General features: G+C 73.1%; 23 protein-coding genes. 15 read left to right on the plus strand and 8 right to left on the minus strand.

From position 1 onward, the window contains the following. The first annotated feature begins 86 nt into the window (after window positions 1-86). On the plus strand, window positions 87-1,409 hold the full coding sequence (locus tag Prubr_RS17580; RefSeq protein ID WP_246568785.1) for an ABC transporter ATP-binding protein: 1,323 nt from the start codon (window positions 87-89) through the stop codon (window positions 1,407-1,409). A 148-nt stretch (window positions 1,410-1,557) separates the two neighbouring features. Beyond that, the gene (locus Prubr_RS17585; RefSeq protein WP_212828184.1) at window positions 1,558-3,087 is read left to right on the plus strand and encodes a chitinase; all 1,530 of its coding nucleotides are present in this window, start codon (window positions 1,558-1,560) and stop codon (window positions 3,085-3,087) included. A 74-nt stretch (window positions 3,088-3,161) separates the two neighbouring features. On the opposite strand, the gene Prubr_RS17590 is transcribed toward Prubr_RS17585, so the two are convergent. Then, window positions 3,162-4,622 carry a serine/threonine-protein kinase gene (locus Prubr_RS17590; protein ID WP_212826781.1) on the minus strand — a complete coding sequence of 487 codons (1,461 nt, stop codon included), beginning with the start codon at window positions 4,620-4,622 and terminating at the stop codon, window positions 3,162-3,164. Between the two features lie 172 nt (window positions 4,623-4,794). Here Prubr_RS17590 and Prubr_RS17595 point away from each other — a divergent pair, with 172 nt between their 5' ends. The 6 genes from Prubr_RS17595 to Prubr_RS17620 all read left to right on the plus strand — a co-directional run bounded on the left by Prubr_RS17595 (window position 4,795) and on the right by Prubr_RS17620 (window position 12,257). Beyond that, on the plus strand, window positions 4,795-5,634 hold the full coding sequence (locus Prubr_RS17595) for a patatin-like phospholipase family protein (protein ID WP_212826783.1): 840 nt from the start codon (window positions 4,795-4,797) through the stop codon (window positions 5,632-5,634). A gap of 25 nt (window positions 5,635-5,659) precedes the next feature. Then, window positions 5,660-6,682, plus strand: coding sequence for a 1-acyl-sn-glycerol-3-phosphate acyltransferase (locus Prubr_RS17600; protein WP_212826785.1), 1,023 nt, complete (start codon window positions 5,660-5,662; stop codon window positions 6,680-6,682). 9 nt (window positions 6,683-6,691) lie between these two features. Beyond that, the gene (gene cutA, locus Prubr_RS17605; protein ID WP_212826787.1) at window positions 6,692-7,015 is read left to right on the plus strand and encodes a divalent-cation tolerance protein CutA; all 324 of its coding nucleotides are present in this window, start codon (window positions 6,692-6,694) and stop codon (window positions 7,013-7,015) included. Between the two features lie 80 nt (window positions 7,016-7,095). Further along, window positions 7,096-9,999 (plus strand): hypothetical protein, encoded by a 2,904-nt coding sequence (locus tag Prubr_RS17610; protein WP_212826789.1) that lies wholly within the window; start codon window positions 7,096-7,098, stop codon window positions 9,997-9,999. After that, entirely contained in the window at window positions 9,975-11,075 is a 1,101-nt protein-coding gene (locus Prubr_RS17615; protein ID WP_212826791.1) for an SCO7613 C-terminal domain-containing membrane protein, read from the plus strand. Before Prubr_RS17610 ends, Prubr_RS17615 begins: the two co-directional genes overlap by 25 nt. 144 nt (window positions 11,076-11,219) lie before the next feature. Continuing rightward, window positions 11,220-12,257: a fatty acid desaturase family protein gene (locus Prubr_RS17620; RefSeq protein WP_212826793.1), complete on the plus strand. Its 1,038-nt coding sequence runs from the start codon at window positions 11,220-11,222 to the stop codon at window positions 12,255-12,257. Window positions 12,258-12,312: 55 nt separating this feature from the next. On the opposite strand, the gene Prubr_RS17625 is transcribed toward Prubr_RS17620, so the two are convergent. Beyond that, the gene (locus tag Prubr_RS17625; protein ID WP_212826795.1) at window positions 12,313-13,104 is read right to left on the minus strand and encodes a hypothetical protein; all 792 of its coding nucleotides are present in this window, start codon (window positions 13,102-13,104) and stop codon (window positions 12,313-12,315) included. 127 nt (window positions 13,105-13,231) lie between these two features. Between Prubr_RS17625 and Prubr_RS17630 the strand changes: the two genes are divergently transcribed. Both Prubr_RS17630 and Prubr_RS17635 read left to right on the plus strand, forming a co-directional pair. Then, window positions 13,232-13,528: a 4a-hydroxytetrahydrobiopterin dehydratase gene (locus tag Prubr_RS17630; protein WP_212826797.1), complete on the plus strand. Its 297-nt coding sequence runs from the start codon at window positions 13,232-13,234 to the stop codon at window positions 13,526-13,528. Beyond that, window positions 13,525-14,637: an FHA domain-containing protein gene (locus tag Prubr_RS17635; RefSeq protein ID WP_212826799.1), complete on the plus strand. Its 1,113-nt coding sequence runs from the start codon at window positions 13,525-13,527 to the stop codon at window positions 14,635-14,637. Before Prubr_RS17630 ends, Prubr_RS17635 begins: the two co-directional genes overlap by 4 nt. Window positions 14,638-14,706: 69 nt before the next feature. Here Prubr_RS17635 and rocD read toward each other — a convergent pair whose 3' ends face one another. The 3 genes from rocD to Prubr_RS17650 form a co-directional block, all read right to left on the minus strand. Beyond that, window positions 14,707-15,918 carry an ornithine--oxo-acid transaminase gene (gene rocD / locus Prubr_RS17640; protein ID WP_212826801.1) on the minus strand — a complete coding sequence of 404 codons (1,212 nt, stop codon included), beginning with the start codon at window positions 15,916-15,918 and terminating at the stop codon, window positions 14,707-14,709. Continuing rightward, entirely contained in the window at window positions 15,915-16,730 is an 816-nt protein-coding gene (gene ddaH / locus Prubr_RS17645) for a dimethylargininase (RefSeq protein ID WP_212826804.1), read from the minus strand. Before ddaH ends, rocD begins: the two co-directional genes overlap by 4 nt. A gap of 300 nt (window positions 16,731-17,030) precedes the next feature. Beyond that, on the minus strand, window positions 17,031-17,660 hold the full coding sequence (locus Prubr_RS17650; RefSeq protein ID WP_212826806.1) for a hypothetical protein: 630 nt from the start codon (window positions 17,658-17,660) through the stop codon (window positions 17,031-17,033). Between the two features lie 228 nt (window positions 17,661-17,888). Here Prubr_RS17650 and Prubr_RS17655 point away from each other — a divergent pair, with 228 nt between their 5' ends. Next, window positions 17,889-18,701, plus strand: coding sequence for an Fpg/Nei family DNA glycosylase (locus tag Prubr_RS17655; RefSeq protein WP_212826808.1), 813 nt, complete (start codon window positions 17,889-17,891; stop codon window positions 18,699-18,701). A gap of 52 nt (window positions 18,702-18,753) precedes the next feature. Here the strand turns inward: Prubr_RS17655 and Prubr_RS17660 are convergent, their stop codons facing one another. Continuing rightward, window positions 18,754-20,124 carry an FAD-dependent oxidoreductase gene (locus Prubr_RS17660; protein WP_281425927.1) on the minus strand — a complete coding sequence of 457 codons (1,371 nt, stop codon included), beginning with the start codon at window positions 20,122-20,124 and terminating at the stop codon, window positions 18,754-18,756. A gap of 1 nt (window position 20,125) precedes the next feature. Continuing rightward, window positions 20,126-21,277, minus strand: a complete 1,152-nt coding sequence (locus Prubr_RS17665; RefSeq protein WP_425518028.1) for a carboxylate-amine ligase — start codon at window positions 21,275-21,277, stop codon at window positions 20,126-20,128. A gap of 236 nt (window positions 21,278-21,513) precedes the next feature. On the opposite strand from Prubr_RS17665, the gene Prubr_RS17670 reads away from it, so the two are divergent. The 4 genes from Prubr_RS17670 to Prubr_RS17685 all read left to right on the plus strand — a co-directional run bounded on the left by Prubr_RS17670 (window position 21,514) and on the right by Prubr_RS17685 (window position 25,890). Then, entirely contained in the window at window positions 21,514-21,819 is a 306-nt protein-coding gene (locus Prubr_RS17670) for a DUF6412 domain-containing protein (protein WP_212828191.1), read from the plus strand. Between the two features lie 124 nt (window positions 21,820-21,943). After that, complete coding sequence (locus Prubr_RS17675; RefSeq protein WP_212826810.1) at window positions 21,944-22,735, plus strand: YidC/Oxa1 family membrane protein insertase; 792 nt, start codon at window positions 21,944-21,946, stop codon at window positions 22,733-22,735. 405 nt (window positions 22,736-23,140) lie between these two features. After that, window positions 23,141-24,535 carry a chitinase gene (locus tag Prubr_RS17680; RefSeq protein ID WP_212826812.1) on the plus strand — a complete coding sequence of 465 codons (1,395 nt, stop codon included), beginning with the start codon at window positions 23,141-23,143 and terminating at the stop codon, window positions 24,533-24,535. An 11-nt stretch (window positions 24,536-24,546) separates the two neighbouring features. After that, on the plus strand, window positions 24,547-25,890 hold the full coding sequence (locus Prubr_RS17685) for a glycoside hydrolase family 18 protein (RefSeq protein WP_212826815.1): 1,344 nt from the start codon (window positions 24,547-24,549) through the stop codon (window positions 25,888-25,890). A 93-nt stretch (window positions 25,891-25,983) separates the two neighbouring features. Here Prubr_RS17685 and Prubr_RS17690 read toward each other — a convergent pair whose 3' ends face one another. Continuing rightward, on the minus strand, window positions 25,984-26,649 hold the full coding sequence (locus Prubr_RS17690) for a DedA family protein (RefSeq protein WP_212826817.1): 666 nt from the start codon (window positions 26,647-26,649) through the stop codon (window positions 25,984-25,986). Between the last annotated feature and the right edge of the window lie 127 nt (window positions 26,650-26,776).

Consider the following 26,776-nt stretch of genomic DNA (forward strand, 5'->3'; position numbering starts at 1 on the left):
CACCGTCGTGCGTACCGAGGTTTTGCCTGCCAGACCCTGGCGCCCGCCGGTTTCAGCGCTGACCATTGGGGCGGGAGGTGATCGCCTTGGTCGCCATCGCCACCGACCGGTTGACGAAGATCTTCGACGACGGCACCGTTGCCGTCGACGACGTGACCATCGACGTGCGGTCCGGGGAGTTCATGGTCCTGCTCGGGCCGACCGGGTGCGGCAAGTCGACGGTGCTCCGGTTGGTGGCCGGCCTGGAGCGCCCCACCTCCGGCCAGGTGCGTTTCGACGGTCGGCCGGTGGACGACATCGAGGCCGGCGACCGGGGGATCGCCCTGGTACGCCAGGACCACGCCCTCTATCCGCACCTGACGGTGGCGCAGAACATCGGCTTCCCGCTGCGCTCCGGCGGTGACCCCGGCCCGGAGGCGACCGGCCGGATCACCGAGATGGCCGAGCAGTTGGGCATCGTCGACGTACTGCACCGGTTGCCCGGCAACCTGTCCGGCGGCCAGCGGCAGCGGGTCGCGATCGCCCGTGCGCTGGCCCGCCGCCCCGCCGCGTTCCTGCTCGACGAGCCGCTGTCCCATCTCGACGCCGGGATGCGCGCCGACCTGCGCGCCGACCTGACGGCACTGGCCCGGCGCAACGGGACGACCACGATCTACGTGACCCACGACCAGGTCGAGGCGATGTCGATGGCCGACCGGGTCGCGGTGCTGCGCCGGGGGGTGTTGCAGCAGATCGGCCCGCCGGCGCAGGTGTACGGCGATCCGGCGACCGTCTTTGTCGCCGCCTTCCTCGGCAGCCCGCGCGCCAACCTCTTCCAGTGCGCCGTCTACGCCGGCGACGGCCGGGTCGTGCTCGACCTGGGTACGCAGGTGATCGACTTTCCGCCCGACGAACCCCGTTCGGCGCTCCTCGCCGGCCGGCACACCGAGCGGGCGACGGTGGCGTTGCGCGCGGACGCGCTCCGCCCGGCGCCGGCCGATGCCGACGGGCCGGTACTGCACGGCGTCGTACGGGCGGTGGAGAACCTTGGGCACGAGGTGCTGGTGCACCTGGAGACCGGTGGCGTGCCGACCTCGCCGGCCGAGTCGAGGTTGGAACTGCCGGATTCCGTACGGCCGCTTTCGGGGCTGTTGGCCGAACCGGAGCGGCCGGCGCGCGGCGGGCGGTGGCCGGGGCTGGGACGGCTCATCCCGCGCCAGCGTGCCGGTGGGCGGCCGACGGCGCGGACCCGCTACGGCTTCTACCCCGTCTACGACCCGGAGTTGCCCGACGACCAGTCGACCACCGGTGACCTGGTGGTCCGGGTGCCGGTGCCGGCGACGCCCCGGATCGGCGACCGGATGACGGTGTCGGTCGACCTGGATCTGCTGCTGCTCTTCGACCGCGCCGGTGACCGTATCCGGCTCTAGCCGGCGAGCACTTGAGGCAAATTTCAGGCAGGTCGGCGGGCCCTGCCCTGGACATTAACAGTTAACAGTCCTAATAATTGGCCAACTGTTCGATGGCGGCCGATGCCGCGCCGGGTTGGGAGGACTGGTGATGAGACGCTCCAGGTCGTTGTTGCTCGCCGTGGTGTCGGCGGTGGCCGTGAGCGCGGGGGCGGTGTGGGTGGCGGGCCCCGCCCTCGCCGCCGGCCCGACCGCGACGTTCGTCAAGACGTCGGACTGGGGTTCCGGCTGGGAGGGAAAGTACACGGTCACGAACGGCGGGGCGACCGCCCTGTCGTCGTGGGCGGTGGCCTTCACCCTGCCCTCGGGTTCCTCGGTCGGTTCGTTCTGGGACGCCGAAATGACCCGGTCGGGTCAGCGGTTCACGTTCCGGAACCGCTCGTGGAACGGCAGCCTGGCGCCGGGGGCGTCGGTGTCGTTCGGGTTCATCGCCACCGGTTCGGGATCACCGGCGGACTGCACGCTGAACGGCGCGGCCTGCGGCGGCGGCACCCCGCCCACCACGCCGCCACCCACGACCCCGCCACCGACGACGCCGCCCCCGACCACGCCGCCACCCACCACGCCGCCACCCACCACGCCACCGCCGACCACCCCACCGCCGAACTCCGGGCTGCCGAAGCGGGCGCTCATCGGCTACCTGCACAGCAGCTTCGCCAACGGCTCCGGCTACGTGCGGATGGCCGACGTACCGGCCTCCTGGGACATCATCAACCTGGCGTTCGGGGAGCCGACCTCGGTCACCTCCGGTGACATCCGGTTCCAGCTCTGCCCGGTGGCCGAGTGTCCGAACGTCGAGACCGAGGCGCAGTTCATCGCCGCCATCCGGGCCAAGCAACAGCAGGGCAAGAAGGTCCTCATCTCGATCGGCGGCCAGAACGGGCAGGTGCAGCTCACCACCACCGCCGCCCGGGACCGGTTCGTCAGTTCGGTCGCCGCGATCATCGACCGGTACGGCCTCGACGGTCTCGACATCGACTTCGAGGGCCACTCGCTGTCGCTGAACACCGGCGACACCGACTTCAAGAACCCGACCACCCCGGTCATCGTCAACCTGATCTCCGCGGTCCGGTCGCTCAAGCAGCGGTACGGCAGCCGGTTCATTCTCACCATGGCCCCGGAGACGTTCTTCGTGCAGCTCGGCTACCAGTACTACGGATCGGGGCCGTGGGGCGGCCAGGATCCGCGGGCCGGGGCCTACCTGCCGGTGATCCACGCGCTGCGCAACGACATCACCGTCCTGCACGTGCAGGACTACAACTCCGGTCCGATCATGGGTCTGGACAACCAGTACCACACGATGGGCGGCGCGCTCTTCCACATCGCCATGACCGACATGCTGCTCGCCGGGTTCCCGGTGGCCGGCAACACCAACAACGTCTTCCCACCGCTGCGCGAGGACCAGGTGGCGTTCGGCACCCCGTCGTCGACCTCGGCCGGCAACGGCTACACCGCGCCGGCGGCCGTCCAGCAGGCGGTCACCTGCCTGGTACGCGGCACCAACTGCGCCGGCTACACGCCGCGCAGCGGCACCAACCCGAACTTCCGGGGCCTGATGACGTGGTCGATCAACTGGGACCGCTTCTACGGCTGGGAGTTCCAGAACTCGCACCGGCCGTTCCTCAACGGACTGTCGTGACACCGACGAGGGGGCGCGGGCGACCGTGATACCGCGGGAGGGGCGCGAACGCCGGCGCCCCTCCCGTCGCGCGGTCAGGCCGGCTGGGCCGAGCCGGCGGTGGCGAGCCGGTCGAGTCCGGCGCGCAGTGCGGTGGCGTACTCCGGGGTGATCGCCCCCTCGTCGACCCGCAGCGTGATCTTGCTGCGCAGGTGCTGGACCGGGCCGTGGACGTCGACCGGTCCCCGGGCCGCCGCGACCCGCAGGTTGCGCAGCAGGTTCTGCAGGTCGAGGCCGGCGTCGTCGCGGATCGCGCCGGCCGCCAGGCCGGCGGTGACGATCTGGTCGAGGTCGGCGACCGCCTCCGGCACGGTCGGGGCGGAGGCCGGCCCGCTCGGCCCGGGGGTGGCGCCCGGGGGCAGCCCGGTCGGCGGCGTCGCGGTCGGTGTCCCGCCGGGCGGCATGGGCCCGTCGGGCGGGGTCGGTCCGGCCGACGGTCCGGCGGTCGCGGGACCGTCGGGCGGCACCGCGTCCGGGGAGAACAACGACGTCGGCGGGCCGCTGCCCGGCAGGCCGTCCGCCGACGGCGGCGGGTGGTCACCGCGCGGCCAGGCGAACACCAGTACGGCCACCGCCAGCGCCGCGACCGACGCGGCGGCCAGCACGGTGAGCCGCACCGGGAAGGTGCGCCCGGGCGGCGCGGCCGGCTCCGGCGCGGGCGGCTCGGGCGCGAGCTGTGCGCGCAGCGCGACCCCCACCTGGTGGGCGGTGGGCCGCTCACGCGGGTCGCGGGCCAGGCAGCGCAGGCAGACCTCGGCCACCGCCGGCGGCAGACCCGCCACCCCGGACAGGGTCGGCGGCTGCGTGTCCGGCCTGCTTCGGGCCAGATCCTCCCAGGTGTTGGCCGGGAACGGCACCCGGCCGGTCAGCGTCTCGTAGAGCAGCACCCCCAACGAGTACGTGTCGGTGGCCGGCTGGGCGGGGGTGCCGTCGAGCCGCTCCGGCGCGACGTACGCCGGGGTGCCGAAGGTCTCGCCGTCGGCGTCCTCATCGGGCGCCCCGACGTGGGTGGCGATGCCGAAGTCGAGCACCTTCGCGCCGGTCGCGGTCATCATGATGTTGGCCGGGGTGACGTCCCGGTGGACGATGCCGAGCCGGTGCGCGGCGGCCAGCGCCTCGGCGACCTGGGCGCAGATCTCGACGGCCTCGGGCCAGGGCAGCGGTCCTTCGGTGAGCCGGGACTCCAACTCCTGACCGGACAGCAGTTCCATGACGACGAACGCGGTCACGGTGCCGTCGGGCGCGACCGTCTCCCCGTAGTCGTGGACCGAGGTGACGTGCGGGTGGACGAGTTGCGCGGCGGCGCGGGCCTCCTCGCGGACCATGCCGCGGAACCGGGCGTCGGCGGCCAGTTCCTCGGCGAGCACCTTGAGCGCGACGACCCGGTCGAGCAGTTCGTCGCGGGAGCGCCAGATCACGGACATCCCGCCTGCGCCGATGCGGTCGATGAGGCGGTATCGGCGGGCGAGCAGACCACCGGGGTGGAGCGAAGACATGGGGCACCTGTCCGGGGTGGGGGGCGGTACCAGGCTGCGATACGGAAAACACTCTGTCAACGGCTTGTAACGCATGGGTGCGAATCGTTTGAAACGTGCCGGTCTCGGGCACTACGGATAACCGACCGGCGGCGTGGGACGGTCCCGAAACCGGTCGTGCCAGGATGAAGCCATGGTCAACGGTCCGGTGGGGTTCGTGCTCGGTGGCGGTGGCGTGCTCGGCGCCGTCGAGGTGGGCATGCTGCGCGCCCTGTTCCGCGCCGGCCACCGCCCCGACGTCGTCGTCGGCACCTCGATCGGTGCCGTCAACGGCGCCCTGGTCGCCGCCGACCCGACCGAGGCGGTCACCGACCGGCTCGTACGCCTGTGGGCCAGTCCCGAGGCGAGCGAGGTGTACGGCGACTCGGTCGCCCGGCAACTGCGCCGCTTCGCCGCCCGGACCCACCTGCACTCGCCCCGGCCGCTGCGTCGGCTGCTGGAGAGCGCGCTCGGCGAAGACACCATGATCGAGGAGTTGAAGGTGCCGTTCCGGTGCTGCGCGGCGAGCATCGAACGCGCCGCCGAGCACTGGTTCGACCGCGGTCCGCTGGTCGACGCCGTACTGGCCTCGGCGAGCGTGCCCGGCCTGCTTCCGCCGGCCGAGATCGACGGCGAGCACTTCGTCGACGGCGGCATCGTCAACTCGATCCCGATCGGGGCGGCCGTCGACGCCGGTGCCAAGCTGATCTTCGTACTCCAGGTTGGTCGGGTCGAGCGGCCGCTGAGCCCGCCGCGGCGGCCCTGGGAGGTGGCCCAGGTCGCCTTCGAGATCGCCCGGCGGCACCGGTTCGCCCGGGAGATGGCCGCCCTGCCCGACGACGTCGAGGTGCACGTGCTGCCGACCGGCGGGGGTGAATCCCGCGACGACACCCCCTGGGCCTACCGGGACATGGCCGCCGTCGGCCGGCGGATCAGCCGTGCCTACACCGCCTCGCGCCGCTACCTGGCGACCAACGTGGCGAGCGGTCGATGACGGCGACCCGGCCGGCGGGTGGCTGATGCGGATCCCACCCCGCTGGCTGCGCCGGATCGTGTTCGGGCCGGTGGTCGTCGTGTTCACCTTCCTCTTCGTCACCACCCTGCCGATCTGGCTGCTGGCCGCCGCGGCGGCCTCGCCGCTGGTCCCCGGCTACCTGAGACCGCTGCGCGTGCTCTGGATGCTGACCTTCTACCTGGTGTGGGACGCCGCCGCGCTGATCGCCCTCTTCGTCCTGTGGCTCGCCTCCGGATTCGGTTGGAAGAAGCGGTCGCCGGCCTTCCAGCGGGCCCACTACGTGCTGACCGGCTGGTTCCTCACCGTCCTGTTCTGGCAGGCGAAGTGGACGCTGCGGCTGCGCATCGACGTGGTCGGCACCGACCCGGACACCGCCCTGCCCGGCCGGCCGGAGATAGTCGTGTGCCGGCACGCCGGTCCCGGTGACTCGTTCATCCTCATCCACGCGCTGGTCAACTGGTACTCCCGCGAGCCGCGCATCGTACTCAAGGACACCCTCCAGTGGGACCCGGCGATCGACGTCATGCTGAACCGGCTGCCCAACCGCTTCGTCGCCCCCGGTCACCAACCCGGCGAGACGATCGAGGAACAGATCGCCCACCTGGCCACCGGCCTCGACGACAACGACGCCTTCGTGATCTTTCCGGAGGGCGGCAACTTCACCCCGCGCCGCCGGCTGCGCGCCATCGCCCGGCTGCGGGCGCTCGGGCTGGAACGGATGGCGAAGCGGGCCGAGGGGATGCGCAACGTACTCGCCCCGAAGCCCGGTGGGCTGATCGCGGCGCTGGACGCCGCCCCCGACGCCGGGGTCATCTTCGTGGCACACACCGGTCTCGACCGGATGCTCACCGTCGCCGACGTGTGGCGTGAGCTGCCGATGGACAAACAGATCATCATGCGGTTCTGGTCGGTGCCACCCGAGGAGGTGCCGACCGGTGAGGCGGAACGGGTCGAGTGGTTGTACGACTGGTGGAAGCGCATCGACGAATGGATCGACGAGCACCGTCCCGAGCCCGGCGGGGCGTAGGGTCGGCGCGTGGAGCAGATACACGTCGTGACGACCGTGGTCGACGCCAGATCGGTGGCCGAGGTGCTCTCCGCTGCGGCCGTGGCCGGCCGGCTCGCCGCCTGCGCCCAGGTGAGCGGGCCGCTCGACAGCACCTACTGGTGGGACGGCCGGATGGAGAGCACCCGGGAGTGGACGGTGCAGTTCAAGACCGCCTCCGACCGGGTCGACGCACTGGTCGAGCACATCCGCGGCGCGCACCCGTACGACGTACCGGAGATCCTCGTGGTCGCGGTAGGTAGCGCCAACCCGGCGTACACGGCCTGGGTACACGAACACACCCGGCCGGCCTGAGTACGTCCGGGCTGAGTAGTCGCTCCGGCTGAGTACGCACACTCTGTGACCCCTTCGCCGGCGACGGAAATCATGCGACTGTGACCGAACCCGTGCCCGTCTACCCCTGCCCGGCCTGCGGCGGCACCGCCGACCTGGTGGCCGGCTGCCGCCGGTGCGGCCGGGCGCCCGATCCGGTCGCCGCCGAGGTGATCCGGCTCGACTACCAGATCCGCGTGCTGGCCCCCCGGGTCGAACAGGCCCGCCAGCAACACCTGGCGCTGGCCGCCGCGCTCCGCGACGCCCAGCAGCGGCGTCAGACCCTCGCCGCCCGGGTACGCGCCGCGACCTTCGCCCCCCGACCGGCTCCCGTGGGGCCGCCGGGCACCATCGCGCCGCGCCCGGGCGCGCCAATCGGCCCGGGCACCGGCGGGCCCGGAGGACCGGCGGCGTGGCCGTCCCGTCCGGCACCCTCCGGCACACCGTGCGGCCCGGCCGTACCGGCCCGACCGGAGGCCTCCACCCGGACGGTGCAGAACATCCTGTTCATCCTCGGCGGCCTGCTCTTCGGCACCGCCGCGATCGTCTTCACCTCCGTCGCCTGGGCCACCTACGGCGTCGCCGGCCGGGCCGCGATCCTGGCCGTCGTCACCGGCCTGGCCCTCGCCGTACCGCCGCTGGCCCGGTGGCGCCGGCTCACCGCCACCGCCGAGACGTTCGCCACCATCGCGCTGCTGCTGGTCCTGCTCGACGGCTACGCCGCCTGGTACGTCGACCTGTTCGGCCTCGCCGGCACCCCCGGCACCCGGTACGCCGGGCTGGTCTGTGCGACCACCGCCCTGGTCGCCGCCGGGTACGCCGCGCTGACCGGGTTGTGGGCGCCACGGTACGTCGCGCTGCTGGTGGCGCAGCCGGTCCTGCCGCTGCTCGCGTACGACCTGCGACCCGACCCGTTCGGGTGGGCGCTGGTCTACGCCGCCGTCGCCGCCGGCAACCTGCTCGTCCTCCGGCTGACCCGCCGCACCACCGCGGCCGGCGGCACCGCCTCCGCCCCCGTCGCCGGTGGCGGCACCGGACCAGCCCCCGCCCCCGTCGCCGGTGGCGGCACCGGACCAGCCCCCGTCCCCGTCGCCGGTGTCGGCGCCGGCCCGGCGGGCGCCGCCACCGGACCCGCCACCGGCCCGTTGCCGGGTGGCGCCACACCCGGCGACGGCCGCCTGGTCGCGTTCCGGGTCGTCGGCTGGATCGGTCATGCCGCCATGCTGGCCGCCGCGACCCTCAGCGCCCTGGTCGCGCTGGTCGTCGCCGACGTGACCGGCCCGGTCGCCGTCGTCGGGCTGCCGCTCGTGGTCGCCGCCCTGCTGCTCGTCGCCGCCGGTGCCGTGGCCGGCAGCGCGGTCCTGCGTGGACCGGCCGGCGCCGTCCTGGTGGTCGTGCTCGCGGTCGCGGTCCTGCGCCCGATCGCCGACGTACGTGCGACCCTGCTGCTGGTGGCCGCCGCCGTGGTGGCGCTCGGGCTGGCCGTCGCCGTCACGGTGACCGCGCGGCCGCTGCCCGTCGCCGTGCGCATCGGTCACCGCGTCGGCGCGCTGATCGTCGCCGGGGTGACCGCGCTGGTCACCGGAGTCGCGGCGGCCGTGGTCGGGGTCGCCACGATGGCCGCGGCGCTGCCGTCGACCCGCGACCCCGAGGTGCCGTTCGACTGGCAGGTTCCCGTGGCGGTGCTGGTCGTGGCCGGCGCGCTCATGGTGCTGCTGCCCCGGGCCGGCCGCGACGCCACCGCCGTGGTCGGGGCGGGCCTGGCGGTGCTCGCCCTGCCGGCCGCCGCGCCGATGGCCGGCTGGCTGGTCGGACTGGTCGATCTCGCCGCGGCCGCGGCGCTGCTGTTCACCGCCCTGTCGCACCGGACCGTCACCGGTGGGGTGGTCCGGGCCGGTGCGGGCCTGGTCCTGGTGCTCCACGCCGTCGCGGTCGGCCTGGCCCGGCCGCAGACGGCGACCGGCACCCTGGCCCTCGTGCTGCTGCTCGGCCTCGCCGTGACCGCCGTCGCCCAACGGCTGCCCGCGTCCGGCGGGCCGACCGGGTCCGCCGGTGCCGCGACCGTCGGGCCTGACGCCGTGGCGACCGCCGGTTCGGCTGCCGGCGGCGGCGCGACCGGCACCGGCGCGGGCCCCGGTGCGGCCGCGCACCGGCGGCCGATCGGCGGGCTGGCCTTTGCCGCGGCCCTGGTCGTCTGGCCGGCGCTGGTCGTCGCCGCGCTGGACACCGGCACCGTCGCGGCGTGGTGGCAGGCCCGGGCCGCGCTGCTCGCCGCCGCCCTGCTGCTGCCGGTGCCGGTTCTGCTCCAGCGGCTGCGGCCCGCCCTGCTGCCGTACGCCACCGCGGCGGTGGCGGTCGCCGTGGTGGTCACCGGTACGGCGCCCGGCGGGCCGCACGACGAGCCACCGGCGGTGTACGCCGCGACCGGCGTCCTGCTCCTCGTCACCGCCGCACTGCTCGTCACCTGGACGCCGGGCCGCATCCTTGCCGCCGCGGCCACCCTGCCACTGCTGGCGGTCAGCGCGGTCACCGTCGTGCCGGCGGTCGCCGGGCTGCTGCTGTCGCCGTACGCGTGGGTCGGGGCGATCTGGTCCGGCCGGCCGGCCGGCGGGGTGCCGACCCCGTCGGGGCGGTGGCCGGTCGATTTCGGCCTCGACTCCGCCGCACCCGCCGTGGCGCTGGGCGTCCTCACGGTCGCCGTTTGGCTCGCCGCCCACCTGCTCCGGCCGGCCGGTGCCGCAACGCCGGGCACCGTCCCGGGGGCGGGTGCCGTTGTCCTGCCGGGTGCCGTTGTCCTGCCGGGTGCCGTTGTCCCGCCGGGTGCCGGCGTGCCGCACCCCGACGGGTCCCACCCGCCGGGGCCCACCCCGGCGCGTTTCGGGCCGCCGGGTGGTGGCGGGTCCGGGCCCGGTTCGCCAACACCGCGGCGCTGCCGGTCGGCGTGGCCGCCGTCCTGGTCGCGCTGACGGTCGCCGGCACGCCGTGGCCCGTCGTACCGGCGGTGGCCCTCGCCACCGGGCTGGCGTACCTGCTCACCGCGGCCCTCGGGCCGCTGCGGACCGGGGCGGTGCTGGTCGCCGTACCGGTCGGGGTTGCCCTGGCGGGGGCCGGCCTGGCCGGGGCGCTGCCGACCGAGGGCACGACGATCGCCGCCCTCGGGCTGCTCGTCGGCGGCGCCGCCACGGTCGGCCTCGCCGGCCGCGACCAGGCGACCCGGATCGCCGGCTGGCTGGTGGCGGTGGTGGCCGGCCTGACGTTGGCGGCGGCCGTCGCGCTCGCGGCGGACCTGCCGCTGCGGCTGGTCGCGCTGGCGGTCCTCGGCGGCGCGGCCGTGGCGCTGGCCACCGGTACGGTGCTGCGGGCCCGCCGGCCCGCCGAGTCGTTGACCGTCGAGGCGGTCGCCCACGCGGGGGCGCTGGTCGCGCTGCTGCTCAGCCTCGGCGAGATCCGGTACGTCGCCGCGGTGTTCACGCTGTGGGGCATCGCGGTCGGGGTCCGGGCGCTGTGGGCCGGGCCGGTGCCGGACGCGGTGTTCCTGCACCGGCGCGGGGTGCTGGTCTGGACGGCGTTCGGCAGCGAACTCGTCGCCTGGTGGCTGCTGCTGGTCGCCGACCGGGTCGCGGTCCTGGAGGCCTACAGCCTGCCGGCGGCGGTGCTCGCCCTGACCGCGGGCTGGCTGGCCGCCCGGTCCGGGCTGGGCAGTTGGTTCGCGTACGGTCCGGGGCTGGCCGCCGGCCTGCTGCCCAGCCTGGCATCGGTGCTGGTCGGTGACGGTCAGCCGATGCGTCGGCTGCTGCTGGGCACCGGTGCGGTGCTGGTCGTCCTCGCCGGTGGTGCGGCCCGCCGGCAGGCGCCGGTGGTGCTCGGCGGGGCGACCGTCGTCCTGCTGGCCCTGCGCGAGCTGGCCGCCGTCTGGGACCTGCTGCCCCGGTGGATCTTCCTCGCGATCGGTGGTCTCGCGTTGATCGCCCTGGCCATGACCTACGAGCGTCGGCGGCGCGACGTGGCCCGGCTGCGGGACGCCGTCGGCCGGATGACCTGACCCGTCAGGAGGGGACGTAAGGGGGGTGGGGCTAGCCCTACCCCCCTTACGGGGGTGGCCAGGATTACCGAAAAGCCGGACCAAAAGGATGCTTGACGGCAGCGCCGCCCGCCCGGGGCGGCGACCGGGTGAACAGGGAGATCCATGACTGTCGGCGCTGTTGCGGAACGCAGGCTGCAACGGGGGAGTGACTTCGCGCGGCTTTCCCGCCGGATCAACGAGGCGGGGCTGATGCGGCGCCGACCGGGCTGGTACGCCGCCAAGATCGCGCTGACGGTGGGACTGTTCCTCGGCGGCTGGACCGCCTTCTTCCTCGTCGGCGACTCGTGGCTGCAACTGCTCGTCGCGGTGTTCCTCGCCTTCGCCACCACCCAGGTGGCGTTCCTCGGCCACGACGCCGGGCACCGGCAGATGTTCCGTAAGCGCCGGATCAGCGAGGTCGCGGGGCTGACCGCCGGCAACCTCGCGGTCGGGCTCAGCTACGGCTGGTGGATCGACAAGCACAACCGGCACCACGCCAACCCCAACCACGAGGAGCACGACCCGGACGTCGAGGCCGGCGTGCTGGTGTGGAGCACCGAGCAGGCGGCACAGACCAGCGGGTTCGGCCGCTGGATCGTCGAGCGGCAGGCGTACCTCTTCTTCCCGCTGCTCACCCTCGAAGGGCTGGCCCTGCACGTGGCCAGCGTGAAGGCGCTGCTGGGCAGCACCCCGATCCGGCACCGCCGGACCGAGCTGCTGCTGCTGGCCGTGCACACGGTCGGCTATTTCGCCGCGGTCTTCGCCGTGTTGTCGCCGCTCAAGGCGATCGCGTTCATCGTCATCCACCAGGGCCTGTTCGGGGTCTACATGGGTTGCTCGTTCGCCCCGAACCACAAGGGCATGCTGATGCCGACCGACTCCGACGACCTCGACTTCCTGCGCAAGCAGGTGTTGACCTCCCGCAACGTCCGCGGTGGCGTCTTCGTCGACTTCGCGCTCGGCGGGCTCAACTACCAGATCGAGCACCACCTCTTCCCGAGCATGCCGAGGTCCAACCTGCGCCGGGCGCAGCCGATCGTCGCCGCCTACTGCGCGGAGAACGGGATCCCGTACGAGGAGACCGGCCTGATCGACTCGTACCGGCAGGCGCTGGCGCACCTGCACGAGGCCGGCGCGCTCCTGCGGGCCGAGCGCCGCTGACGCCGTACGCGAGAATGGGCGACGCCGACCGGCGTCGCCCATTCTTTGCCTTCGCTCAGCGGCCGAGGAACTGCATCAGCGAGTCGGGGGCGTCGACGGTCTGGTCCGCGGGCGGCGCGGTGACCTCGACCGGGGCACCGAAGTCGGAGTACGTCATCTTCAGCGTGCCGAGCGTCGGCTCGACCGGCGTCAGGTCCACGTCGAGGTTGGTGAGCCGGCCCGACCCGTCGACCGTCGCGGTGAACGGCAGCGCGCTCGCGTTCGCGCCGAGCGCCTGCTGGATGCCGAAGCTGCCGGCCGGTGCCTGGCTCAGGTCGAGGGTGCCGGCGAAGTTGTTCGGGCCGTCGCGGCGCACCTCGGCCATGGACTTGATCATCCGGTCGGCGCCGGCCGGGTCGCCCTCGGGCAGGATGTCCAGATCGGTGCCGGCGATCCGGGCCACGTCGACGCGTACCCACTTGTCGCCGACCTCGGGAAGCCCGGGAACCTTGAGATAGACGGTCTTGTCGACCGCCACCACCTCGATCTGGACCGCCTGACCCTGGCCGGTGTCCAGGGCCATCGTCATCGTGCCCCGGTCGCCCTGCGGATCGAGCTGGCCCCGGCTGTTCAGTCCGGTCGCCTCGACGGTGACCCGCAGGCTGTCGTCGTTGAGCCGCTGCGCCGCCGTGGTGAGTGCCTCGGCCGCGGCCGGATCGGCCGCGGGGGCGGAGGTCGCGGATCCGGACGGCGCCGGGGTCGCCCCGGTGCCGTTCTGGTCGGCGGGTGCCGCGCAGCCGGCCACGCCGAGTGTGAGTACGGTGACGAGGCCGAGCCCCGTGGTCGCGATGCGTGGAATCTGCCTCATTGGCACAGGGGTTACCGCTTTCGCCGAACGGTAAACATCGATCCCCGGGAGTGGGGCCGGATCGTGGTGGGTGCGCCGGCCGGCGCCGCCCGGCGTCGGGCGTGCGGGCCGGCGGTAAAGTCTGCGCATGGCAAAGGTGCTGGACACGGACGCGTTGCGCGGCGAGCTGGCGGGGCTCGACGGTGATTGGACCGGCGACTCCACGGCGATCATCCGCACGGCGGAGCTGCCCGGTTTCCCCGAGGCGATCGCCGTGGTCGACCGGGTCGCCGTGGTCGCCGAGGAACTCGACCACCATCCCGACATCGACATCCGGTGGCGCACGCTGACCTTCCGGTGTGCCACCCATTCCGAGGGCGGCGTCACGGAACGTGACATCGAGCTGGCCCGTCGGATCGACGAGATCATCGGAGCGGCGACATGAGGTTCGAGATCAGCAAGGTCCTCGACGCGATCGAGGGCCGCCTGACCACCGACCCGAAGCTGGCCCGTGCCGTGCTCGACCTGGCCGAGGTGGTGCGCTACGTCGACTTCGACGGCGGGCGCCCGGCCACCCTGCTGCGGCTCGGCATGGTGGTCGACGCGCTCGGCCGGCAACTCGCCGAGGAGAACGTCCCGGTCTACGTCGTCGTACACCGGGCCCTGCTGTCGGACGCCGACCTGACCTCCAACGAGCGGATGGTGGTCCGCCGCTGGGCCGACGACGGCGTGGTCGAGGTGCTGCCGAACCCCGGCGAGCGGGTGCTGGAGGTCGCCGACCTGCTCGGCCTGCCGGTGCTGAGCCGCTCCCGGTTCGAGAACGCCCTGGGACGCTATCCGTGGCTGGCCGAACAGCCCGGCCGGCTGCTCGCGCCGGTCCCCGCCGCCGGCGGCCCGGCGCTGGTCGCCCAGGTCGGCGGCGGGCACGAGCCGACCTCGGCCGCACTGTCACCGGTCGGTGCGCAACTGCTCGGGCGGCTGTGGCGCTGTCCCGACCCCGAATGCTCCAGCTTCGGCTCGATGCGGGTCGGCCGGCCCGGCGGGCAGCCGCCGCCGACGCTGCGTACCGGCTCGCCGACCTGTCCCCGGCACGACGAACGGCTCACCGACGCCGGCCCCCGGCCCCGGGCGGAGCTGCTGTCGGTACGTATCGACGGCATGGTCCGCCGGCGCTTCGTGGTCGCCGCCGACCAGCCGGTCGTGGTGGGCCGGGCTCCGGAGGGCGGCGGGATCATCCTCGGCCAGTGGCTCACCGACGAGGCCCGGCGCTGGATCAGTCGCAGCCACGTCCGCTTCGAGTTGCAGGGCAGCGAGCTGGTCGCGCACGACGTCAGCACCAACGGGACGGGCGTACGGCCGGGTGGCTCGACCGACGACGAGCAGCGGGAGACGCTCAAGCGGCAGGCCCGCCCGCTCGGCCCGACGGACGTGGTCGAGCTGTACGCGGGCGTGCAGATCGGCCGCTCCCGGCTCTGGCAGACCGGCGGGGTGGCCAACCCGACGTCGGTGATGGCCGAGGCGCCGACGATGGCGATCCGGATCGCCGACCGCTGAGCCGGCGGTGGCCGGCCCGACGTGCGATGGATCGCCCGGCCCGCGAACCGCGGGCCGGGCGATCCAAGATCAGCGCAGTACGGCGGCGAGCTGGGCGATCGCGTGGTCGATCTCGGCCGCCTCGATGACCAGCGGCGGGGCGAGCCGGATCGTCGAGCCGTGGGTGTCCTTGGCGAGTACGCCCCGTTCGGCCAGTCGTTCGCACGCCTGCCGGCCGGTCATCAGGGCCGGGTCGATGTCGACGCCGGCCCACAGCCCACGGCCGCGTACGGCGACGAGTCCCTCGCCGACCAGCGAGCGCAGGCCGGCGTGCAGCCGTACGCCGAGTTCGGCCGAGCGGCGCTGGAACTCGCCGGTGCGCAGCAGCCGTACGACCTCGGTGGCGACCGCGCAGGCCAGCGGGTTCCCACCGAACGTCGAGCCGTGCTGGCCGGGGCGCAGCACGCCGAGCACGCTTCGGTCGGCGGCGACCGTGGAGACCGGCACGATGCCGCCGCCGAGCGCCTTGCCGAGCACGTACATGTCCGGCCGGACCCCTTCGTGGTCGCAGGCGAACGTCTCACCGGTCCGGCCCAGACCGGACTGGATCTCGTCGGCGATGAAGAGCATGTCGCGCTGCGTGCACAGGTCCCGTACGCCGGGCAGGTAGCCGGGCGGCGGGACGACCACGCCCTGCTCGCCCTGGATCGGTTCGATGAGTACGGCGACCGTGGTGTCGTCGACGGCGTCGGCGAGCGCGGCGAGGTCGCCGTACGGGACGATCTTGAACCCCGGGGTGTACGGCCCGAAGTCGTCGCGGGCGTCCGGGTCCGTGGAGAAGCTGACGATCGTGGTGGTACGGCCGTGGAAGTTGCCGTCCGCCACGATGATCGTCGCCTGTCCGTCCGGTACGCCCTTGACCTGGTAGCCCCACTTGCGGGCGACCTTGATCGCGGTCTCGACCGCCTCGGCGCCGGTGTTCATCGGCAGCACCAGGTCCTTGCCGCACAGCTCGGCCAGCTCGCGGCAGAAGGTCGCGAACTGGTCGTGGATGAACGCCCGGCTGGTCAGCGTGAGCCGGTCGAGCTGGGCGTGCGCGGCGGCGATCAGGGTCGGGTGCCGGTGGCCGAAGTTGAGCGCCGAGTAGCCGGCCAGGCAGTCCAGGTAACGCCGCCCGTCGACGTCGGTGACCCAGGCGCCCTCCGCCTGCGCGACGACGACCGGCAGCGGGTGGTAGTTGTGCGCGGTCCAGCGCTCGGCGTCGCCGACCGCGGCCTGGGTACGCGTCCGTTCGACGATCACCGGTTCGCCTCTCGCAGTTCCAGGGTGCAGCACTTCGGGCCGCCGCCGGCCTTGCGCAACTCGGACATGTCGACGCCGATGGTGTGGTAGCCCCGCTCGCGCAGCGCCGTGGCCAGCCCGGTCGCCTGCACCGGCAGGACCACGTTGCGGCCGTCGCTGACGGAGTTCAGCCCGAACACGGCGGCGTCCTGCGGCGTGGCGAGGACCGCGTCCGGGAACAGCCGGCGCAGCACCGCCTGGCTGCCCGGCGAGAACGCCTCGGGCAGGTAGGCCACGGTGTGCTCGTCGAGCACGCAGAGCGCGGTGTCGAGGTGGTAGTAGCGCGGGTCGACCAGCTGCAGGGTGACCGTCGGCCGTCCGAAGAGTTCCTGGGCCCGGGCGTGCGCGGCGTGCGTGGTGCGGAATCCGGTGCCGGCGAGCAGGAGATCACCGGCGAGCAGCAGGTCGCCCTCGCCCTCGTTGACGTGCTTCGCCTCGTGCACCTCGAAGCCGGCGCGCTCCAGCCAGGAGGCGTACGCGGGTGCCTCGTCGGCGCGCTGCGGGTCGCGGAACTGCACGGCGAGGACCTGCCCGTCGACGACGGTCGCGCCGTTGGCCGCGAAGACCATGTCGGGCAGGCCCGGCACGGACGGGATCTCCTCGACGGTGTGGCCGAGGTCCAGATAGACCTGCCGCAGCGCGGTCCACTGCGCGATCGCCAGATCCGCGTCGGTCGGCGCGGTCGGGTCCATCCACGGATTGATCTTGTATTCCACGGCGAAGTACGTCGGCCGGCACATCAGATAGCGCCGGCTGGTGGCGTCCAACGACATCGTCCCGCTCCCGGTGGTCGGCGCGCCCGGCCGGGTCCGGCCACTGGGCTGGCGCTTGTCAGCAACGCTATGCGGCCGTGTTCGGCGACATCCAGCGTTCAGGGTTGCGTTCCACCGCAGATCGTTGCGTAGATAGGCCCTGCGACCAGCAGATCGTTGCGCGGCCCTTTCCGGGGCCGGACAGCGTTGAGGGGCGGCGAAACCGCCGCCCCTCAAATATCTGCTCTGCCAGAGGTGAACCACTTCGGGCGAGACTGCGCAAGCGGTGAACCACCGCTTGCGTGCCAGCTCAGATACCCGTCAGAAGCGGTCGACAAACTGTGTGTCAAGCCACTCTCGGAACCGTACGACGGTGTCACCGTCCGTGGTCGGCCAGGCGAACTGGCCGGTCATCGCCAGGATCCCGATGACGACCGCCGAGAGTCCCAGCAGCAGGCCCAACAGGGCCTCGGTCTTGCCCGAGATGTGCCGGCGGCTGGTCGCCGAGATGCCCGCCACGCCCAGCAGGGCGCCCACCGCGCCGATCGCGATGCCGTAGCCGGCGAGGGCGCCGGTGAGCACGAAGAGAACGCCGGAGACGCCGAGGATCAGGCTGGTCGTGGCCAGCACGCTGGTCCGCGGACGGGGGCCGGCCGGTGCGGCGGGTCGCTGCTCCGGCTCGGTGGCCGGCGTACGGTCGGCGACCGCCGTCGGGGCGCCACCCATGTCCCGGCGGTCGGCGCTGAGGTCTTCGGTGGCGATCCGGTCGGTACGTGCCATTTCGTCCCGACCCGACCGGCGGGGTGGTGCCGGCGGCAGCACCGGCTCCGGTTTACGGGTCTCGGTCCGGGGCGCCTCGGGGGCGACGCCGGTCGCCGACCGGCTGCGGTACGTCGTCGGCTCGTCCCCGGGCCGGGGCCCGGCCGGGCCGGCATCCGCCGGGCGGGCCATCGTGGCGGTCTGTGCCGGAGTGTCCGTGCCGGCGGGACGCTCGTCGTCCCGCGTCGGCGCCGTCTCCTCCCGGCGTGAAAACGAAGGAATCCTTACCACAACACACCTCCTGGTCACTGCGTGGTGCCTCGGTGGTGGCGCCAACGCGGGGGAACACCATCGGAGTACCCCGATGGACCGTGAACCATGCCCGGCCGGAACCCGACACCGGCCGGATAGGGTGCTGCGGTGCCTGAAGGACACACCATCCACCGCCTCGCGCGCCGCCACCACGAACTCCTCGCCGGTGACAAGGTCACCGTCGCCAGCCCGCAGGGACGGTTCGAGACCGGCGCCGCACTGCTGTCCGGCACGGTGCTGCGCGACACCGAGGCGTACGGCAAGCACCTGCTGCACCACTACGAGAACGACCTGGTGCTGCACGTACACCTCGGGCTGTACGGCAAGTTCACCGACGGCGCGGGCGAGCCGCCACCGCCGGTCGGCGAGGTACGGATGCGGGTCGCCTCCGACGCGTACTGGCTCGACCTGCGGGGCCCGACCGCCTGCGAGGTGCTCGACCCGCCGCGGGCCCAGACGTTGCGGGACCGGCTCGGCGCCGACCCGCTACGCGACGACACCGACCCGGATCCGGCGTACGCCCGCATCCGGCGCGGCTCCACCGGGCTCGCCACCCTGCTGCTGGACCAGTCGGTCGTGGCCGGCACCGGTCTGATCTTCGTGACCGAGGTGCTGTTCCGGGCCGGCCTGGCGCCGACCACACCCGGGCACCGGCTGACCCGGCCGGCGTGGGAGGCGATCTGGTCCGACCTGCGCGAACTGATGGGTACGGCGGTCGGGACGGGCGTCATCGACACCGTCCGTCCCGCGCATTTGCCCGAGGCGATGGGGCGCCCGCCCCGGGTCGACCGCCACGGCGGCGAGGTGTACGTCTACCGCCGGGCCGGCCTGCCCTGCCACGTCTGCGGCACCGAGATCCGGCGCGGCACGCTCGGTGGGCGCAACTCGTACTGGTGCCCGACCTGCCAGCCGGTGGGCTGACCGGCCGGCCCGGGACGGTGGCCCGCCCACCACGAACGCCCGGCGGCGCCGCTCAGCCGCGGGACAGCGCCTCCACCGCCTTGCGGGCGGCGATCAGCACCGGGTCCCACACCGGGGCGTACGGCGGCGCGTAGCCGAGGTCGAGCCCGGTCATCTCCTCCACCGTCATCTGGTTCCACAGCGCGACGGCCAGCGGGTCGATCCGCTTCGCCGCCTCGGACCGGCCGACGATCTGCGCGCCGAGCAGCAGCCCGCTGCGCCGCTCGGCGAGCAGTTTGACGGTCATCGGGTCGGCGCCGGGGAAGTAGCCGGCCCGGTTCGTCGACTCGACCTTCACGGTGACGAACTCGTAGCCGGCCGCCGTCGCGTCCCGTTCCCGCAACCCGGTGCGCGCCACCTCCAGCTCGCACACCTTGGTCACGGCGGTGCCGATGACACCGGGAAAGGTCGCGTACCCGCCGCCGATGTTGATGCCGGCGACCCGACCCTGCTTGTTGGCGTGGGTGCCGAGCGGCAGGTGCACCGCCTGCCCGGTGAGCCGGTGCACGGTCTGCACGCAGTCGCCGGCCGCCCACACGCCGTCCACCCCCATCACCCGCATCCGCAGGTCGACCCGGATGCCGCCGGTCGGCCCGACGGGCAGGCCGGCCCGCCGCGCGAGCGCGGTGTTGGGGCGTACGCCCAGGCCGAGCACGACCACGTCGGCGGGCAGGTCGCCGGCGTCGGTGACCACCGAGGCCACCCGACCGTCCCGCGCGGTGAGCCCGGTGACGGAAACCCCGGTCCGTACGTCGATCCCGAGCCCGACCAGCGCGTCGCGGACCAGGACCGCCATGTCGGGATCGACGGTGGACATCGGCTGCGGACCCCGCTCGACCAGCGTCACCGACAGCCCGCGCCGGATCAGCGCCTCGGCCATCTCCACGCCGATGTAGCCGCCACCGACCACGACCGCCCGCCGCGGCCGCGGGGCGCCGTCCAGCCAGGCCCGCAACGCCGAGCCGTCGTCGAGGGTCTGCACCCCGAACACCCCGGCCGCGGACGTCTCCGCCCACGGCGGGTCGACCGGAACCGCGCCGGCGGCGTACACGAGCTGGTCGAAGTGTTCGCGGACCTCGCCCCCGCCCTCGAGGTCACGGGCCACCACCTCCCGGCGGTCCAGGTCGATGGCGGTCACCTCGTGCCGCAGCCGTACGTCGATCCGGTACTCGTCGCGGAACACCTCCGGGGCCCGCGCGACCAGGTCGTCGCGGCTCTCGACCAGACCCCCGATCCAGTACGGGATCCCGCACGCCGAGTACGACGTGAAGTGGCCGCGTTCGAAGGCCACGATCTCCAACTCGTCGGGGCCCAGACCGCGGCGGGCCTGGGACGCCGCCGACATGCCCGCCGCGTCGGCACCGACGACAACCAGCCGCGTCAACTCAACTCCTCGTCGCCGTCGCCAGATGGTCGACCACGCTGCCCAGCTCACCCGTACGGTCGTGCACCGCCCGCTGGCGGGCCGCCCCGGACCCCCGGTGGCGCAACCTCTCCAGCAGCGGGGTGACCGTGTCGAGGTCGCCGTGCCGACGCAGTTGCGGGCCGACCCGGTCGACGAGCCGGAGCAGGAGCTCCCACGCCGGCCGCAGACCGCCGCCGTCGAGCAGGTCGACCGCCAGCCCCTCCAGCCCGTCGTGGGCCGCCCGCCAGTGCGCCGCCTCCAGCAGGTGCTGGTCGATCCGGTGCGCCGGCCGGCCGGCGGCAATGTCGTCGAGGGCGGCGCCGACCAGACCGCGGACCAGGGCGGCGATCAGGATCGTGTCGTCGAGGCTGGAACACACGTCGCCGATACGGATCTCGACGGTCGGGTAGCGCGCAGACAGCCGCGAGTACCAGTAGAGCATCCCCTCGTCGAGGATCAGCCCGGATTCGATCAGTTCCCGGATCAGCCGCTCGTAGTGCTCGTGCGACTCCAGCCACGGCATCGGCCCGACCGACGGCCAACGGTTCCAGAGCATCGAGCGCCAGCTCGCGTACCCGGTGTCGCGGCCGGCGTAGAACGGCGAGTTGGCGGTCGCCGCGTGCAGGACCGGCAGCCACGGCCGCAGGTGGTCGAGCACCTGGACGCCGGTCTCCGGGTCGGGGACACCGACGTGGACGTGCATCCCGTTCAGGCCCGGTCCGGGCGCCAGCATGCCGTACCGCTCGATCATCCGGTGGAACCGCGGGTTGTCCACCAGCGGCGGCACCGGGCCGTCCACCGGGCCGGTGCCGACCGCGAGCAGCCGTACGCCGGCCTGTTCGGCGGCGTCGGAGACGCCGGTACGCAGCAGGCCGAGCGAGTGCCGCAGCGCGTCGAGGCACAGCCCGGGCGGGCTGCCGATCTCGATCTGACTGGTCTGGAACTCGAGCTGCACCTGACCGCGCAGTTCGGGCGGTACGTTCGCCACGACCGCGTCGACCGCCGGCGCGGCGACCCCGGTCGCGGCGTCGACGAGGAGGAACTCCTCCTCCACGCCTACGGTCAGTAACTGTTCCGCGTGTGCCGCCGCGGGTCGAATCTGTTCGGCCACCCCACCGGACATCGCCGCCACCGCCCGTCCTTCACCCCGTGCTCGGGCGGATGCCCGCGCCTTTCCTTCTGACTACCCACCGTGGTGGTCGGTGGAAACGCGTCCCCGCCCGCCGATCCGGCGTCCGCCGACGGGGGAGGGTGGCCGGTCTGGCGTCCGCCGGCGGTGGTCCGCCGACGGGTGGAGGGCAGCCGATCCGGCGTCCGCCGGCGGTGTCGGATCTGGCGGCGAGACCGTAGGCTGGGCTCGTGCCGGGGATGCTGATGAGCCTGATGGGTCTGTGGGCTTTCGCCCTGGCCCATTTCGCCGTGCTCTCCACGCACCCCGCCGAGTTGCTGGCCGGTGCCGCCGTCGCGGTGGCCGCGCTGCTCGCGGTGGCCGTCGCCGTCCATGTGGCGGTCGGCCGCACCGGGCGGGGCGACGACAGCACCCGTGCCGGGGCGAGGCTGCGTGAGCGGGCCCGCCGTCGCATCCTGCCCCGCCTGCTCGATCCCGACGCCGCCGGCCGGCCGCGTCCGAGAGCACCCTCAGCGGCCCGGGTCCGTCCCGCCCCGGCCGCGTAGCACCGCCTTTCTCCGCCGCTCCGCGGTCGATTCCACGTCCCGCAGCTAACCGTCCGAATCGGACTGTCAGTCCGGGCCGCCGCATGCCGCCCGGACACCGGAATCGCACCCAGAGGGATCATCCATGCTCGCCTTCGCGCCACTCGACGGCGCGGTCTCCGCCGCGTCGACCGCCGTATCCGCCCTGGCCCAACTCGTCGCACCGCTCGCCGGCGACGCCTCGACCGCCGCCGCCATCGTCCTGTTCACCATCGTCGTACGCCTGCTGATCTCACCGCTGAGCTGGGCGCAGGTACGCGGCGAGCGGCGCCGGACCGCGCTCGCCCCGCAGGTGCGCGAACTCCAGCGCAAGCACGCCGGCGACCCGGCCAGGATGCAGGCCGAACTCGTCGACCTCTACCGAACGGCGGGCGCATCGCCGCTGGCCGGCTGCCTGCCGGCGCTGCTCCAGGCGCCGTTCTTCTTCGTCATGTACCGCCTGTTCACCACCTCGGACCCCGACTCGGGACTGCTCGCCGAACGGCTCGCCGGGGTACCGCTCGGGCACCACGTCGCCGACGGGATCGACGGGGCGGCGGGGCCGCTGTTCGCCGTACTCTTCGCGGCCCTGCTGGTGCTGGCCTGGTGGTCCTCGCGGCGGATGCGTCGGACGGCCGCGCTGGCCGCGGCGGCCGGCGCCGAGGTCGCCGCGCCCGCGAAGGCGGGGGCGAAGGCAAGCGAGCCGCAGGCCGAGGTGACGGCGATGCTCGGCCGGATCATGCCGTTGCTGCCGTACGGGACCCTGCTGGTCGCGGCGGTGGTACCGCTGGCGGCGGTGCTCTACCTGGTGGCGACCACGGCGTGGACCGCGCTGGAACACGTGGTGCTGCGCCGGCCGCAACCAGCCCCGTTGCCCGACCCGCTGCCCGGCCGGTGACCGGTCGGCCCAGCCCCGGCGGCCCAGCCCCGCCCGGCCCGTCCCGCCCCGCCCGGCCCGTCCGGGGCGGGCCGCCAGGCTCTTGGTGATCGTCTGCTGTTCCGCCGTTGCGCTACGGCGTGTCGTGCGGCTGGACAGCAAACGATCACTGTCCGGCGGGCCAACGGTCCCCTCCTCCCGCCAAGATCCGGGTGATCAGGGGCTGTGGAGTGCGACGCGCCGACGACACGCGCGACGCACTCCCTGATCACGCGGATCTTGGGGAGGGGGGAGGGGAGGGGAAGAGGGTTTAGGGAAATTTCAGGGAGATCGGAGGGGAGTGCCCTGGACATTAACAGTTAACAGTCCTAATAATTGTCCAACCGTTCGACGGCGGCCGATGCCGTGCGGTTGGGAGGACTGGTGATGAGACGCTCGAGATCGTTGTTGCTCGCGGTGGTGTCCGCTCTCGCCGCGGGTGTGGGTGCGGTCTGGGTCGCCGGCCCGGCGCTGGCGGCGGGGCCGACCGCGACGTTCGTCAAGACGTCGGACTGGGGGTCCGGCTGGGAGGGGAAGTACACGGTCACCAACGGTGGCGCGACGGCGCTGTCGTCGTGGGCGGTGGCGTTCAGCCTGCCGTCCGGTTCGTCGGTCAGCTCGTTCTGGGACGCGGACATGACCCGGTCGGGCCAGCGGTTCACGTTCCGCAACAAGTCCTGGAACGGCAGCCTCGCGCCGGGCGCGTCGGTGTCGTTCGGCTTCATCGGCACCGGTGCCGGCTCGCCGTCGGACTGCACGCTGAACGGTGCGGCCTGCGGTGGCGGCACCCCGCCGACCACGCCGCCGCCGACCACCCCGCCACCCACGACGCCGCCGCCGACCACCCCACCCCCGACGACCCCGCCGCCGAACCCCAACGACGGCCTGCCGAAGCACTTCCTGACCGGCTACTGGCACAACTTCGACAACCCGGCCGTCGAGCTGCGGCTGCGTGACGTACCGAACGAGTACGACCTGATCGCGGTCGCGTTCGCGGAGGCGACCAGCACCCCGGGCCAGGTCACCTTCGGCATCGACCCCGGCCTGTCGGCGTCGCTCGGCGGTTACACCAACGCCCAGTTCAAGGCCGACGTGGCGACCCTGCACCAGCGGGGCAAGAAGGTCATCATCTCGATCGGCGGCGAGACCGGACGGGTCCAGGTCAACGACTCCGCCTCGGCGACCGCGCTGGCCAACAGCCTCTACTCGATCATCCAGGAGTACGGCTTCGACGGCGTCGACATCGACCTGGAGAACGGCCTCAACCCGACCTACATGGCGCAGGCGATGCGTACGCTCCGCAGCCGGATCGGCGCCAGCCTGATCATCACGATGGCGCCGCAGACCATCGACATGCAGAACCCGACGGTGTCGTACTTCAAGCTCGCGCTCGACATCAGGGACATCCTGACCGTCGTACACACCCAGTTCTACAACTCCGGCTCGATGCTCGGCTGCGACCAGATGCAGGCGTACTCGCAGGGGTCGGTGAACTTCATGACCGCGCTGGCCTGCATCCAGCTGGAGGCCGGGCTGCGGCCCGACCAGGTGGCCCTCGGCCTGCCGGCCGGACCGGGCGCGGCCGGCGGCGGGATCGTCGCCCCCGCGATGGTCAACCAGGCGCTCAGCTGCCTGGCCCGGGCGACCAACTGCGGCAGCTTCCGTCCGCCGCGTACCTACCCCGGCATCCGGGGTGCGATGACCTGGTCGATCAACTGGGACGTCTCCAACGGCAACAACTTCGCCCGCACCGTCAAGCCGCACCTGGCGACGCTGCCATGACGGGAGTTCGCATGAAGTTCAGACCACTACGTACGGCGGCGATCGCCGCCGGCCTGGCCGCCGCCGTCGCGGCGACCACCCTGGTCCTGGCCCCCTCGGCCGCCGCGGCCACCGCCACCTTCGTCCGCACCTCGAGCTGGGGCAGCGGGTACGAGGCCAAGTTCACCGTCACCAACAACACGTCCTCGGCGATCAGCTCCTGGACGGTCGCGTTCGACCTGCCGGCCGGCTCGCGGGTCAGCTCGTTCTGGGACGCCGACCTGACCACTGCCGGACAGCGGGTGACGGCGCGGAACAAGTCGTGGAACGGCGCGCTCGGGGCGGGGGCGACCGCCTCGTTCGGGTTCATCGTCGCCGGCTCCGGCGACCCGACCAACTGCACCGTCAACGGCACCTCGTGCGGTGGCGGGCCGGTCCCGACCACGCCCCCGGTGACCACGCCGCCGCCGACCACGCCCCCGCCGACCAACCCGCCCCCGTCCGGGGCGATGCGGGCGGCGCCCTACATCTACTCGTGGGGCAGCGTGCCGCCGATCAACACGATCATGCAGACGACCGGCATCCGCTGGTTCACCAAGGCGTTCATCCTGTCCGGTGGTGGCTGCACCCCGGCCTGGGACGGCAGCCGGCCGCTGCTCGGCGGCACCGATGCCGCGCAGATCGCCCAGATCCGGGCGGCCGGCGGCGACGTGATCCCGTCGGTCGGCGGCTGGAGCGGCAACAAGCTCGGCCCGAACTGCGCGACCCCGCAGGCGCTGGCCGGCGCGCTGCAGCAGGTGGTGACCGCGCACAACCTCAAGGCGATCGACCTCGACGTGGAGAACACCGACGAGTTCGAGAGCGAGGTCGTGCAGGACCGGATCCTGAACGCGCTGAAGATCCTCAAGCAGAACAACCCGAACCTGAAGACCATCGTGACCATCGGTACGGCGACCACCGGTCCGACGTACTGGGGCACCCGGATGATCAACCGGGCGGCGGAGTTGCAGGCCAACGTCGACGTCTGGACGATCATGCCGTTCAACTTCGGCGGCGGGGCGAACATGTACACCTCGACGGTCAGCGCCGCCGAGGGGCTGAAGAACACGCTGAAGACCGCGTTCGGCTGGTCCGACGCGACGGCGTACGGCCGGATGGGCATCTCCGGGATGAACGGCCGGTCCGACCAGAACGAGATCACCACGCCGCAGCAGTGGACGCAGATCCGCGACTGGGCGAAGTCGAAGAACCTGGCCCGGCTGGCGTTCTGGTCGGTGAACCGGGACCGGCCGTGCCCGGGCGGCGGCCTGAGTTCGGAGTGCAGCAGCATCGCGCAGCAGAACTGGGAGTTCACCGCGATCACCGCGGGATTCTGACCGGACGGTAGGAGGCTGACCGCGGCGGGCGGCAACCCGCCGCGGTCAGCCTCTCCGGCGTAAACCCGTCGAGCGGCCGGCCCTTCCCGGCGGTCAGCCTTCCTGCCGGCCGGCCGAGGCGGCGGCCTTCGCCCGTCGCTTGCGCACCTTCTTCACCACCCACCAGGCGATCAGCACCACGAACAGTCCGATGATCCCGTAGTCGAAGTAGTTGTAGTACCGGTCGACCTCCTGCCAGCGCGAGCCCAACGCGAAGCCCAGGCCGATGAAGATCGAGTTCCAGATTCCGCTGCCCAGCGTGGTCAGCGCGGTGAACTGCACCAGCGGCATCCGGTCGGCGCCGGCCGGGATCGAGACCAGGCTGCGTACGACCGGCACCATCCGGCCGAACAACACCGCCCACCGGCCGTGCCGCTCGAACCAGCGGTCGGCCTTCTCCAGGTCTTCGAGATCCACCAGCGGCACCCGGTCCAGCCAGCGTTTCAGCCGGTCCTCGCCGACCGCCGCGCCGAGCCAATAGAGCAGCAGCGCGCCGAGCACCGAGCCGGCGGTCGCCGCGATGGTCACCAGGACCACGTCGACCCGGCCCTCGCCGGCCAGGTAACCGGCCATCGCCAGCACGATCTCGCTCGGGATCGGCGGGATGAGGTTCTCCAGCGCGACCAGGAGGCCGACGCCCACCTCGCCCATCGACTCGATGACACCGGCGACCCAGCCGGTCAACCCGCCGATCTCGGTCGGCTCGGCGGCAACGGCCATGGGGCATGCTCCCTCACCTGGAATTCTGCCTGATCCCGCTCTCTACCCCGGTGATCACCGAATCACACCCGGTGGGGCGCCGGCATACCTCCCGGTCACCGGGCGGGCAGAATGGGGTGACGGACGC

The sequence above is a fragment of the Polymorphospora rubra genome, from assembly GCF_018324255.1.
Classification (GTDB): Bacteria; Actinomycetota; Actinomycetes; order Mycobacteriales; family Micromonosporaceae; genus Polymorphospora; species Polymorphospora rubra.